This window comes from Micromonospora auratinigra (assembly GCF_900089595.1).
GTDB classification, from domain to species: Bacteria; Actinomycetota; Actinomycetes; order Mycobacteriales; family Micromonosporaceae; genus Micromonospora; species Micromonospora auratinigra.
Window position 1 is genome coordinate 4,424,919 of record NZ_LT594323.1, and the last position, 12,612, is coordinate 4,437,530.

Here is a 12,612-nt window from a genome sequence, read left to right on the forward strand (position 1 = left end):
CCGGCGACGGTGCGACGAGCGGGGAAATACTTCCGCTCTGTGTAACGGACTTGCCACGCGCGGGTGACGTTGGCCCTATCATCAGGCGGGTCGGCTCACCCCATTTGCCGTGAGTCGACACCCCTCAGCCCGAGGAGGCCCCCGTGCCTGTGAGCGCATTGGACCAGCACCTCATGGGGATCTGCCGCCCGTCGGCACGCCCCGGAACGGCCCTGCCCGGCCGGGACGTACGCGGTCCCGCCGCGACGTCGCGGCGGCCGGTGCGGCGGTGCCCCGCGAGGACCGGGGAGGTCCGGTGACCACCTTCGGTTACGCCGAACGACCAGCCGGGGTGACCGGCCCGACGCAGCGCACCCCGGTCAACGAACGACTGGACCGCGGCGCCGCCGACGGAACGCGCGGTCTCGCCGTCCGCAGTGACGGGTCGCCGCTGACCCGCAACCGCAACGAGGCGCTCCCCCGACCGGCCGCGCCGGGGGGCAACGCGAAGCCCGCCGCCGGTCGGCTCGCCGCGCCGGGCCGACCGGCCATGCCCGCCCAGGGCCGCCGGGGCGACGCCGTGGCGAGTCCGGAGCCGTCCGCCGCCGAGACGGCGGTGCTGCCCGCCGTCCCCGCCGGGGACACCGCCGTCCTGCCGGCGGTCCCCGCGGCCCCGGCCACCGGCTACCCGAGCCGCCCCGATCCGTCCGACCCGGCGACCGAGGTCTGGACGCTGGTCGAGCGGGCACAGGCCGGCGAGGCCGAGGCGTTCGGCCTGATCTACGACCGGTACGTCGACACCGTCTTCCGGTTCGTCTATTTCCGGGTCGGCAACCGCCAGCTCGCCGAGGACCTCACCTCGGACACCTTCCTCCGGGCGCTCAAGCGGATCGGCAGCTTCACCTGGCAGGGCCGTGACCTCGGCGCGTGGCTGGTCACCATCGCCCGCAACCTGGTCGCCGACCACTTCAAGTCGGGCCGCTACCGGCTCGAGGTCACCACCGGTGACGTGCTCGACGCCGACCGGGAGGACCGGGGGCCCGAGGGCAGCCCGGAGGCGGCGGTGGTCGAGCACATCACCAACGTCGCGCTGCTCACCGCGGTCAAGCAACTCAACCCCGAGCAGCAGGAGTGCATCGTGCTCCGGTTCCTCCAGGGCTTCTCGGTCGCCGAGACGGCCCGGGCCATGGGCAAGAACGAGGGCGCGATCAAGGCCTTGCAGTACCGGGCGGTCCGGGCCCTGGCCCGGCTGCTGCCCGACGGCTTCCAGTCCTGATCCGTCCGCGGTTCGCGCGCCCGGCTGCCCGCCGGGGCGCGGTGTCCCCCGTCCTCCCGCGTGCGGCCGTCCCGCACCCGTCGTGCGGGCCGTCGCCCGCCTGCCTCACGGGCCGTGGCCGTCCGGCCGGACCGCGCCCGTCGCGGGCCGTCGCCCGCCTGCGGCACGGGCCGTGGCCGTCCGGCCGGCGGCGTGCCGGGCCGGTCTGCCCGCGCCCGTCACGGACGGTGGGACGCGGCCACCCGGCCCGCCGGCGCCGTCCGCTGTCGGGTACCCGTCGACGGCCCCCGGCGACGATCACGCTTCGTGATTTCGACGCCCGTCGGCCCGTAACCGGCACCCGGCGCGGTCCGTTTCTCCGGGTGCGACCAGTGGTTGTCCCGGCGTCCCCCGGGCCACCCGGTCCGGCGGACACGGTCGACCCTCCCGGTCGACCGTCGGCGTCACGCTGCCACCGGTCGCTGGTGACGACGACGGCCGACCCGGCCGTGACCAGCGAGAGGGGGTGCCTGCGGTGGACAGCGACCTCTTCTCCCGTCGGCGTGCCGAGCGCTTCGCGCAACTCCTCGACGAGGCCAACGGCGGCCGGCGGCACCACGTCCGTTCCCGCGCCGACGACGAACTGGCCGCACTCGTCACGGTCGGGCGTCGGCTGACCGCCGACCGGCCGGCCGTCGAGGTGGACACGGAGTTCCGCACCGGACTGCGCGCCATGCTGCTGGCGACCGCCGAGCGGGAGGGCGTGGGCAGCGCGGCGAAGACCGACACCCCGGCCGCGACCTCCGGCGTACGCGCGGCGCTGCTGCCGGCGGTGACCGGCCGGCGGGCCCGGGCCCGGGGCGCCATCCTGGTCGGCGTGGCCGCCGGGGCGGTGGCCCTCTCCGGCATCTCCGCCGCCAGCGAGAACGCCCTGCCCGGCGACGCCCTGTACGGCATGAAGCGCTCCACCGAACGCGCCCAGCTCGCCCTTGCCAGTTCGGACATCGGCCGGGGCCAGCTCTTCCTCGACTTCGCCCGGACCCGGCTCGACGAGGCCGCCACGGTCCGTGGTGACCGGCTCGGCTTCAGCGCCGTCCTGGACGACATGGACGCCGACACCCGGCAGGGCGTACGCCTGCTGACCACCGTCTCCGCGCAGCGTTCCGACCCGGCCGGCCTGGACGCGATCGACGCGTTCCTCACCGGCCAGCGGCAGGCCGTCAGCGGGCTGCTCGACCGGGCGGACCACGTCGAGCGGGACCGCACCCGGCGGTCGCTGGCCCTGCTCGACGCGGCGGGCCGACGCGCCGACGCGATCCGTGAGGCGATCACCTGCGGCCTGCCGGCGCCGACCGTCAGCGACGCCCTGGGCCCGGCTCCGGCCGGCTGCCCCACCGACCGCTGACCTTCGGCCCTCCCGGCGGCGGAGCCGTCCACGCCACACTTCTCCCGGCGGACATCCGGCTGTCACGAATCGCCGGATAGGCTCGACGTGCAGGGCGTACGCGGTCGTCGAGGGGAGGAGGTCGCCGTGACCGGCACCCGGAAGGTGACCGTCAGCACCGACGTCCACGGGCACACCGCCGGCTGGGCGGAGACCCCGGAGGCACCCCCGGCCACCCCCACGCCCGACCTCTCCGGCGCCGCCTTCTTCGACGTGGACAACACGATGATGCAGGGCGCGTCGATCTACTGGTTCGCCCGCGGGCTGGCCGCCCGGAAGTACTTCACCACCGGCGACCTGGCCCGGTTCGCCTGGCAGCAGGCGAAGTTCCGGCTGCTCGCCACGGAACACGCCGGCGACATGTCGCAGGCCAAGGAGGCGGCCCTCGCCTTCATCCAGGGCTGGCGGGTCGACGACGTGGAACGGCTCGCCGAGGAGATCTTCGACGAGCTGATGGCCCCCCGGATCTGGGCCGGTACCCGCCGGCTCGCCCAGCAGCACCTCGCCGCCGGGCAACGGGTGTGGCTGGTCAGCGCCGCCCCGGTGGAGATCGGCCGGGTGATCGCCGCCCGGCTCGGGCTGACCGGCGCGATCGGCACCGTCGCCGAGGTGCGCGACGGGGCGTACACCGGTCGGCTGGTCGGCGATCTGATGCACGGTCCCGCCAAGGCCGAGGCGGTCACCCAGCTCGCCGCCGTGGAAGGGCTGGACCTGAGCCGCTGCGCGGCCTACAGCGACTCCGCCAACGACCTGCCGATGCTCTCCGCGGTGGGCCGGCCGGTGGCGGTCAACCCCGACGCGGCACTGCTGCGCCAGGCCCGTACGCGGGGCTGGGAGGTACGCGACTTCCGCACCGGACGCCGGGCGGTCAAGATCGCCGTACCGTCCACGGCCGCCGCCGGCCTGCTCGCCGCCACCGTCACGGCCGCCCTGGCCCTGCACCGCCGCCGCCAACCCCCCACCCCCTGACGCCCACCCTCCTCCCTCTGGGCGCTAATTCACGGAAAGAGTGGCTATCCGAGGGTGGATAGCCACTCTTTCCGTGAATTAGCGAGCGCGGTGCGCGCGGTGCGCGCGGTGCGCCGGGGGGTCAGGGGCCGAAGGGGTCGGGGCGGCGTTCGAGGAGCTTGTGCAGGGTCTGCTGGATGGTCTCCCGGACCTGGTCGGCGAGGTTGAACACCACCAGCGGGTCGTCGGCCGAGTCCATCAGGTGCGCGGTGGGGATCGGGGGGCAGAACTCGATCAGCCACTTGCTCGGCAGCGGCACCATGCCCAGCGGCCCCAACCAGGGGAAGGTCGGCGTCACCGGGAAGTAGGGCAGCTTGAGCAGCCGGGCCAACGGCTTGATGTCGGCCAGCATCGGATAGATCTCCTCGCCACCGACGATCGCCACCGGCACGATCGGCGTGCCGGTACGCAGCGCCGCCGACACGAACCCGCCCCGCCCGAACCGCTGGAGCTTGTACCGGTCGGAGTAGAGTTTGCCGACCCCCTTGAAGCCCTCCGGGAAGACGCCGACCAGCTCACCGTTGCCGAGCAGCCGTTCCGCGTCCGGGTTGCAGGCCACCGTGCCACCGGTCTTGCGGGCGATCTCGGAGACCACCGGCATCCGGAAGACCAGGTCCGCGCCGAGCAGCCGCAGGTAGCGGCGGGCCGGGTGCCGATCGTGCAGCGCGGTGGCCAGCACCAGCGCGTCCAGCGCCACCGTGCCGGAGTGGTTGCCGACCACCAGGCCGGGCCCGCCGTCCGGTACGTGCTCCAGCCCGCTGACCTCGGTGCGGAACCAGTCCCGGTAGAGCAGCCGGACCAGCGGGTGGAAGACGGCGTCGGTCAGGTCCGGGTCGAAGCCGAACTCGTCGACCTCGTAGTCGCCGGAGAGCCGCCGCCGCAGGAAGGCGAGTCCCTTGGCGACCTTGCGGTCCCATTGGTCGCCCGGCCGGTCCTCCACCGCGGGCCCCGGCGGCGTCGCGTCGCCCGCCGTCGCCGCCCGCCCGTTCCCCGTGCCGCCGCTCGGGCTCCCGCCCGCCGCGCCCCCGGGTGCCGTCGTCGCGCCGGCGGCCTGATCGGTCGAGCCGACCGCCGTCTCCTTCGCGACGGCCTTCTTGGCGACCGCCTTCTTCGCCACGGTCTTCTTCGCGACGACCTTCCTCGCCTCGTCCCGGCCGGAACCGGCCGCACCGGCCCGCCCCGACCCGACGGCACCGGCCGGCGCGGAATCACCGGCCCGGTCGGGAGCGGCGTCGCCGGAGCGTCCGGCCGGCTCGTCGGTGGAGGTGTCGGGCTCGTCACCCGCGTCGGCGGCCGGCGGGGCGGCGGCGGCCAACGCCGGCCGGTGCCCGTTGCGCCGCGCCGGCTCCGCGCCGGGCGCGGGCACCTGCAGCGGTACGTCGTAGCGGGCCTCGCCGCGCTCCTCGGCCCCGCTCACGACCGCTCCCGTACGGCGTCCCGGACCTGCCGGATGCTCTCCAGCACGAGCTGCTCCGCCGTGGCGAGCTGGTCCCGGGTCACCACCACACCGCCGTGGTGGGCGTGGATGAAGTCGTCGAACGCGGCGGCGGTCGAGCGGGGCGTGAAGCCGTACTCCCGCTCCAGTCTGCTGGTGTCCACCACCCGACCGTGCACGAAGAGGTCGACCTGGTCCAACCCGTACCGGCCGAAACCCAGGCTGCGGGCGATCGCGGCGACCCCGGCGAGGCCCGGCTCCAGCACCGGCATCGCCACCCGGCCGGCCCGGCGGATGGCCTGGGAGAGCGAGAGCACCCCGGGCCCGGCGACGTTGTACGTCCCCGGGTGGTCCTCGGCGACCGTCCGGTGCAGCACCTCCAGCGCGTCGTCGAAGTGGACGAACTGGAGCCGGGGGTCGCGGCCGAAGACGGTGGGCACGACCGGTTGGGAGAAGTACCGGGTGAGCGTGGTGTCGGCGGTCGAGCCGATGAACGGCGCGAAGCGCAGCACCGTCGCGGTGACGTCCGGGCGGCGGCGGCGGAACCCGCGGACGTACCCCTCGATGTCGAGGATGTCGCGGCCGAAACCGCCGCGCGGCACCTCACGCGGCTCGGTCTCCTCGGTGAACACGGCCGGGTCGCGGAACGAGACGCCGTACGCGGCGGTGGAGGAGCGGACCACGAGCTTGCGCAGCCGGGGCGCCCGCTGGCAGGCGGCGAGCAGCTGCATGGTGCCGATGACGTTCTGTTCCTTCATCGCCGCCCGGCCGCCGTGCTGGCCGTCGGGGGCGCTGACCAGCGCCAGGTGCACCACCGCGTCGACGTCCAGGTCGAGCAACAGGCCGCCGAGCGAGTCGAGGTCGAGCCGGATCCGCTCGACCCCGGCGAGCAGGTCGGTGAGCTCGGGACCGGGGGCGGTCGAGTCGACGCCGATCACCCGTTCGATCCGCGGGTCGGCGGCGAGCCGGGCGGCGACGTGCGCGCCCAGGTAGCGGCCGACCCCGGTGACGACGACGACCCCCGGCGCACCTGGGGTGCCACCGGGGGTCATGTCGTGCGCCTTGCGCGGCAGGCGGGATCGAGCCGGGACGTCCGCGGCCTGATCACCTGAGCCTCCGAGGGTCGACTGTTGGCAAGTGGTGCCGAATGCCGGGCGAGGGGCGCCCGGCTCCGGTCACTTGCCGAGACGGCGACGCTGGACGCGGGTCTTGCGCAGCAGCTTGCGGTGCTTCTTCTTAGCCATGCGCTTGCGGCGCTTCTTGACCACCGAGCCCATACGACAGCCTTTCGATGCAACGTGCGGGGCGGACGGGCGACACCACCGGAGTGGCATCGGTGACCGCTTGCGGACAACGGACCGGACCAGCGTGGTGGGCAGGGCACACCAGGGTGCGGTCACGGTCGGGCTCCAGGGTAGCCGGAGTGCGTCAACAGGACCAACGCGCCCCCGTCGATGCCCCATTTGGTGGCACTCGACCGGACCGTCACCGACCCGTCAGGCGGTCTCCTGGAAGGCGCCCCGCAGGTATTCGTGCACCGCGTGCTCGGGCACCCGGAACGACCGGCCGACCCGCACGGCGGTCAGCTCGCCGCTGTGCACCAGCCGGTAGACGGTCATCTTCGACACCCGCATGACCGTCGCCACCTCGGCGACGGTCAGGAACCTGACATCCGACAGCCGCGCGTCGGACTGTGACCCGGCCATGGCTCACCGACCCGTTCCCGTGCCCGGCGCGTGCCACCGGGCGGGTTGGTCCGGCCACGACGAGCAACGCGCGTGTTACCAGTACGGTAGCGGGACGGCTGTGACCGGCGCGATCCCTTCCTTCATTTGATCATGGAATGGCTGTCGTTTTCCGGCCCGTGACCTGCCGTTTTGCGCCCGAAAGGGGCTCGAGTCCGGATCGTGGGGCGGTCGAGGGTCACTCGGCCCGCAACGCCACCACCGGGTCGAGCCGGCCGGCCCGCTGCGCGGGCACCACGCCGAAGACGATGCCCACCGCCGCGGACACCCCGAACGCGAGCGCCAACGACCACCAGGTGATCGCCGCCGGGATCGGCGAGACCGCGTCGACCAGCAGCGAGACGCCGACGCCCAGCGCCATACCGGTCAGCCCGCCGATCGAGGTGAGCAGCACCGCCTCCAGCAGGAACTGCACCCCGATGTCCCGGGGCCGGGCGCCGACCGCCTTGCGCAGGCCGATCTCCCGGGTCCGTTCGCGTACCGAGACCAGCATGATGTTGGAGACGCCGACCCCGCCGACCAGCAGCGAGATGCCGGCGATGGCGGCGAGCACCCCGGTCAGCACGCCGAGGATGTCCCCGAGCACGCCGAGGATCTGCTGCTGGGTGACCGCGCTGAACTCGGTGTCCGGGTGGCGGCGGGACAGCTCGGCGACGATCCGGTCGCCCAGCTCGTCGATCCGCTCCCGGTCCGGGGCCTTCACCGCGATGCCGTCGATGCGGCGGGTGCCCCAGAGCCGCTGCGCGGCGGTCACCGGGATGTGCACCTCGTCGTCCCGGTCCACCCCGAGGCTCTGTCCGAGCGGGGCGAAGACGCCGATCACCCGGAACCGGACCCCGGCCAGGGCGACCTGCTGACCGAGCGGGTCGCGGTCGGGAAAGAGGGCCCGGGCCACGGACGCGCCGAGCACCGCGACGCGGCGGCTGGTGTCCACGTCCGCGCCGGTGAGGTAGCGGCCCCGGGCCAGCGACCGGGTGAAGACGGCCGGGGTGGTCTCCAGCACCCCCTGCACGGTGGTGAAGTCCGAGCGGGTGCCGGCCCGGGCGGTCGCCCCGGAGGCCACCGTGACCGCCACCCGGCTCGGGTCGCCGACCACCCGGGTGACCGCGTCCACGTCCTTCAGATCGAGCGGCGAGACCACCGGCGCGGTGCCCACCTCGATCTTGCCGGGCACCACCAGCAGCAGATTCGAGCCGAGCCCCTCGACCTGCTGTTCGACCTTCTGCTTGGTGCCGGTGCCGATGGACACCAGGATCACCACCGAGGCCACCCCGATGATCACGCCGAGCATGGTCAACGCGCTGCGCATCCGGTTGGCCCGCAGCGCGTCCAGCGCCACCCGCCAGGCCTCGGCGACCCTCACGGCGTACCCCCGATCCCGGCCCCCCGGTCGGCGGCGTCACCGGCCCCGCCCGAGGGGTGGGTCGCACCGCGCGGAAGGCGCCCGGTGGCTCCGGCGGCGCCACCGGAGCCACCGGACGGGTGCCCCGGTTCGCTTCCGGACGCGGACCGGGGCTCCGCGCTGGGAGCGGGGTCCAGTGTCTCAGGTCGACCGGTGCCGGCGGACAGCGGTCGATCATGACGGGTGTCCGACCGGATCAGACCGTCCCGCACCGCGATCCGGCGGCGGGCCCGGGCCGCCACCTCCTGGTCGTGGGTGACCATCACCAGCGCCACCCCCGACTCGGCGTTCAACTCCTCCAACAGCGCCAGCACCGCCTCGCCGGTCGCGGTGTCCAGGTTCCCGGTGGGTTCGTCCGCGAGCAGCACCGCCGGCTCGGTGACCAGCGCGCGGGCGATCGCCACCCGCTGCTGCTCGCCGCCGGAGAGCTGGTTGGGCCGGTGGTCCAGCCGGTGGCCGAGACCGACCCGGCCCAGCATCGCCGCCGCGCGTTCCCGCCGCTGCCGTGCGCCCACCCCCCGGTAGACCAGCGGCAGCGCCACGTTGTCCACCGCGGACGTCCGGGCGAGCAGGTGGAACGCCTGGAAGACGAAGCCGATCGTCTCGTTGCGCAGGGTGGCCAGCTCCGGCGCGGTCAGGGTGGCCACGTCCCGCCCGCCGATCGCCAGCCGGCCACCGGTCGGCCGGTCCAGGCCGCCGAGCAGGTGCATCAGCGTGGACTTGCCGGAACCGGAGGGGCCGATCACCGCCACGTACTCGCCGGGGTCCACGGTCAGCGACACCCCGCGCAGGGCCGCCACCGACACCCCGTCGAGCTGGTACGTCCGGGACACGTCGACCGCCTCGATGGCCGGCACCCCGGGCGGCAGGCTCATCCCAGTTCCTGCCCGTCGTGCACCCGGTCGGTGCCGCGCACCACGATCCGGTCGCCCGCCTGCACGCCGCTGACGATCTGCACCAGATCCGCCCCCTGCACGCCCACGGTCACCGGCACCCGGTCGACCTTGCCGCCCCGCAGCACCCAGACCACGTCCCGGCCGTCGGCGGAGAAGACCGCCGAGGCGGGTACGGCCACCGCGTCGGCCGCCTCCCGGACCCGCAGGTGCACCACCGCGTTCATGCCGGGGCGGGGCGCCGGCGCGGTCTCGCCCTCGCCGAGCCGGCCGGCGCCGAGGCTGAGCCGCACCCGGTAGGTGACCCCGCCCCGGGCGGAACTGGCCGGCAGCACGTCCACCGAGCGGACCGTCGCGTCGTAGCTCGCCCCGGTCACCGCGTCCAGCTCCACCGAGGCGGGCACGCCGGCCCGCACCAGCAGCACGTCGGTCTCGTCGACCTCGGCGAGCAGGCCGAGCCGACCGGTGTCCACCACGGTCAGCACCGCGGTCCCGGCGGTCACCCGGCCGCCCTGCGGCACCGCGTCGTCCACGCCGGCCGGCGGGCCGCCCTGAGCCGCCCCGCCGAGCGCCGACGGGTCGAGCCCCGGCACCTGACCCCCGGCCGCGCCGAGCAGGCCGCCGAGGTCGGTCGGGGTGGCCGTCCGGGTGCCACCCGGTTGCACCACGCCGGGAATCGGCGCGCGCAGGGTCAACGCGTCCACGGTCGCCTTCGCCAGGTCGTACGCCTGCTGGGCCTGGAGACGCTGCGCGGCCGAGAGCGCGCCGACAGCGCTGTTCAACCCGGCCACGCCGCGCTGCACCGCGCCCAGCGCCCGGTCGGCGGCGCGGGTGGCCGACGCGTACTGCTGCTGCGCGGTGTCGACCTGGAGCAGCAGCGCGGACCGCAGCTTCGGGTCGCCGATCTTCCCGGCCGCCTTGCGGGCGGCGGCGAACGCCTCGGCGGCGGCCCGGTCGGTACCGCGCAGTTGGCCGCCCAGGTCGCCCCCGCCGACCCCCCGCCCGGCCCGCTTCGCCGCCCGCAGCGCATCCCGGGCCTGCCTGAGCCGGTCCTGGGCGGACGGGGAGCTGATCACGGCCAGCACCTGGCCCTTGGCGACCCGCTGTCCGGGTTGGACGCGCAGGCTGGCCAGGGTGCCGTCGGCGGGAGCGGTGAGGGTGGCGGCGGCCCGGGCGGTCACCGTGGCCGGCGCGTCGATCACCTCGGCGACCGGGCTCCGGCCGACCTCGGCGACGGTCACCGGCGGCTTGTCCTGCCCACAGGAGGCGGCCGTGGTGCCGGTCAGCGCGACGACGGCGAGCAGGGCGGTGAGCAGGCGGGGGCGGGTGACCGCGGGCAGCCGCGGCGGGTGGGTGCGGGCCACCCGGCCCATGCTACGACCCGTCGACGGCGATCGACGTCCGCCCGGCCCTCAGCCGGCCACCGCCCGCACGTACGCCACACAGTCGTCGTGCAGCGTCGACCAGGACTCTCCGAACACGTCGTCGGCCGCGTCCCGCAGCGACCGCCGCTCGTGCACCACGGCCCGGAAGAAGTCCAGCACCCGCTGCTCGCCGTACCGGTCGACCAGATGTCGGACGGCCAGGTAGCCGATGCCGTAGCTGCCGCCGACCCGCCCGTCGGCCGCGTCGTCGGCCGGCACGAGCGAACCCAGCCGGCCGTTCCAGCCGCCACGCACCACGTCACGCACCTCGGCGAGCCCCTCGTAGCGGTCCACCGGCTTACCGTCCGCGCCGGCGTACTCGGCCAGGCCCTCGACCAGCCACCAGTCGGACGGGTCGGAGTAGCCCCCGCCGGGCAGCGACGCCACGTGGGTCAGCTCGTGCCGGAGCAGGTCGTCGACCCCACCGTGGGAGACACTCAGGGCGTTCAGCACCACGTCGTGGTGCCCGCCGCCGACCCCGACGGCGTACCCGGCCGTCCACTTCGGCCGACCGCCCCCGTACCAGCGCTCCCACTCCGTACGACCTGCGTAGAAGACCAGGTAGCGGTCGGGCGGGGTGCCGGTCACCGCATACCGGTCGGCGACCGGGGCGGCGGCCTCGGCCCGGGCGAGCAGCCAGGGCAGCCGGCCCCGCTGGGCGGGGGTGGTGGCCACCACGGCGCGCCGGCCGACCGCCACGGCGAGGTCGCTGACCTCCCAGGGGCGCGCACCGGCCGACTCCGACCGGGACTCCTCGACCGCGACCAGCCGGGGCTCCTCGCCCACCAGCCGCCACTGGGTGCCCAACTCCACCCGGCTCGGGGTGCAGGCCGGCACCACGAAGCAGTAGCCGATCCGGACCGACAGCCGCCACTCCCCCGGCCGCCCGTCGACCGCGCTCGGCAGCCCGTCGGCCGCCGGCCGCCACACGGTCACCCGCAGGGCGCGCAGCGCGGCGTACCGGCGGGTCAACGTGGGCCGGGCGGCCGGCTCGGCCACCGCGAGGAAGCCGGCCCGGTCACCACCGAGCAGCGCCGTGGCCTGCCGGTCGAGCTGGTCGCTCATCCGCTGGCCGAGCCGGCGGGCCGCCAGCGTTGCCGGGTCGTCGGCCCGTCCGGCAGCCGGTCGGCCGGCCGCACCCCGCAGCAGGAGTACGCCGGGCAGGCCGCACGCCACCAGCAGGAGGACCAGGGCCAGCACCGTCCAGAGTGCCCACCGCCGCCGCCTCCGCGCCGGAGCGACCACGGGCGGCCCCGGCGGCCCCCATGGCGAGGAGACCGCGGCCATCGGGACCGGCACGGCGGTCGGCATCCCCACCCCGCCGGCCGGGACGACCGGGACCGGCGCGTCGGCCGGGATGAGCGGGGTCGGCACGGCGGCCGGGGTCGGTGCGGCGGCCGGAGTCGGTGCGGTGACCGGGGCGACCGGGGTCGGCACAGCGGTCGGTGCCGCCGGTACCGGCTCGACGATCGGCGTCCCGACCTCGGCGGCCGGGGCCACCGGGACGGGGGACGGGACCGGCAAGGACGCGGGCAGCCCGGGGGACGGGACGGACGTGCTCCCCGCAAGGGCCGGCCCGGTATTCCCGGGAGCGGACGCACCAGCAGCCGGCACCGGGTCCGCGCCGGTGGTCACGGCGGGCGCAGCGGAGACCCCCGACGTCGGAGCCTCGGCGGGCTCGACGCCAGGCCCGGCGCCCTCCAGGGCGGGCCGGGCGTCGGAATCCGAGGCGGGCCGGGCGTCGGAATCCGGGACGCGCCCGGCGGCGGGCTCCGGGGCGGGCCCGGCGGCGTCGGGCCCGGGGGCGGCTGAGCCGGCGATCCCGGCGGCCCCGGGCACCGACCCGGTGGCGGACTCCGGGCCGGACGCGGGGGCGGCGGACTCGTCGGTGGGTGGGGCCGGCGGGGCGCCCTCCGGCTCACCGTTCACGGCGGCGGGCTGCTCGTCGCGACTCTCCGCCGACTCAGCGGGCCGCTCGTCACCGTCGGTCACCGGCGAAGGGTACGACCGAACGGGGCGATCCGGCC

The 12,612-nt window shown here is 75.5% G+C and carries 11 protein-coding genes; 3 read left to right on the forward strand and 8 right to left on the reverse strand.

Translation table 11 applies throughout. From position 1 onward, the window contains the following. Window positions 1-295: 295 nt before the first annotated feature. The 3 genes from GA0070611_RS19795 (at window position 296) to GA0070611_RS19805 (ending at window position 3,647) form a co-directional block, all read left to right on the forward strand. Window positions 296-1,255: an ECF subfamily RNA polymerase sigma factor, BldN family gene (locus GA0070611_RS19795; protein ID WP_091666486.1), complete on the forward strand. Its 960-nt coding sequence runs from the start codon at window positions 296-298 to the stop codon at window positions 1,253-1,255. Between the two features lie 514 nt (window positions 1,256-1,769). Beyond that, window positions 1,770-2,639 carry a DUF5667 domain-containing protein gene (locus GA0070611_RS19800; RefSeq protein WP_091666487.1) on the forward strand — a complete coding sequence of 290 codons (870 nt, stop codon included), beginning with the start codon at window positions 1,770-1,772 and terminating at the stop codon, window positions 2,637-2,639. Between the two features lie 87 nt (window positions 2,640-2,726). After that, on the forward strand, window positions 2,727-3,647 hold the full coding sequence (locus GA0070611_RS19805; RefSeq protein ID WP_407940376.1) for an HAD family hydrolase: 921 nt from the start codon (window positions 2,727-2,729) through the stop codon (window positions 3,645-3,647). Between the two features lie 121 nt (window positions 3,648-3,768). Here GA0070611_RS19805 and GA0070611_RS19810 read toward each other — a convergent pair whose 3' ends face one another. From GA0070611_RS19810 to GA0070611_RS19845, 8 genes are all read right to left on the reverse strand, one after another. Then, window positions 3,769-4,626 (reverse strand): lysophospholipid acyltransferase family protein, encoded by an 858-nt coding sequence (locus GA0070611_RS19810; RefSeq protein ID WP_091673152.1) that lies wholly within the window; start codon window positions 4,624-4,626, stop codon window positions 3,769-3,771. A gap of 473 nt (window positions 4,627-5,099) precedes the next feature. After that, window positions 5,100-6,173: an NAD-dependent epimerase/dehydratase family protein gene (locus GA0070611_RS19815; protein ID WP_091666489.1), complete on the reverse strand. Its 1,074-nt coding sequence runs from the start codon at window positions 6,171-6,173 to the stop codon at window positions 5,100-5,102. 123 nt (window positions 6,174-6,296) lie between these two features. After that, on the reverse strand, window positions 6,297-6,398 hold the full coding sequence (locus tag GA0070611_RS19820) for a 30S ribosomal protein bS22 (protein WP_007465623.1): 102 nt from the start codon (window positions 6,396-6,398) through the stop codon (window positions 6,297-6,299). 219 nt (window positions 6,399-6,617) lie between these two features. Continuing rightward, the gene (locus tag GA0070611_RS19825) at window positions 6,618-6,827 is read right to left on the reverse strand and encodes a helix-turn-helix domain-containing protein (RefSeq protein ID WP_046564428.1); all 210 of its coding nucleotides are present in this window, start codon (window positions 6,825-6,827) and stop codon (window positions 6,618-6,620) included. Window positions 6,828-7,044: 217 nt separating this feature from the next. Continuing rightward, window positions 7,045-8,229, reverse strand: a complete 1,185-nt coding sequence (locus tag GA0070611_RS19830) for an ABC transporter permease (RefSeq protein ID WP_091666490.1) — start codon at window positions 8,227-8,229, stop codon at window positions 7,045-7,047. After that, window positions 8,226-9,143 (reverse strand): ABC transporter ATP-binding protein, encoded by a 918-nt coding sequence (locus tag GA0070611_RS19835; protein WP_231921168.1) that lies wholly within the window; start codon window positions 9,141-9,143, stop codon window positions 8,226-8,228. Before GA0070611_RS19835 ends, GA0070611_RS19830 begins: the two co-directional genes overlap by 4 nt. Then, window positions 9,140-10,534 (reverse strand): efflux RND transporter periplasmic adaptor subunit, encoded by a 1,395-nt coding sequence (locus GA0070611_RS19840; RefSeq protein WP_091666491.1) that lies wholly within the window; start codon window positions 10,532-10,534, stop codon window positions 9,140-9,142. The genes GA0070611_RS19835 and GA0070611_RS19840 overlap by 4 nt, the downstream gene beginning before the upstream one ends. 39 nt (window positions 10,535-10,573) lie before the next feature. After that, window positions 10,574-12,109: a gluzincin family metallopeptidase gene (locus GA0070611_RS19845; protein WP_231921169.1), complete on the reverse strand. Its 1,536-nt coding sequence runs from the start codon at window positions 12,107-12,109 to the stop codon at window positions 10,574-10,576. Window positions 12,110-12,612: the final 503 nt, after the last annotated feature.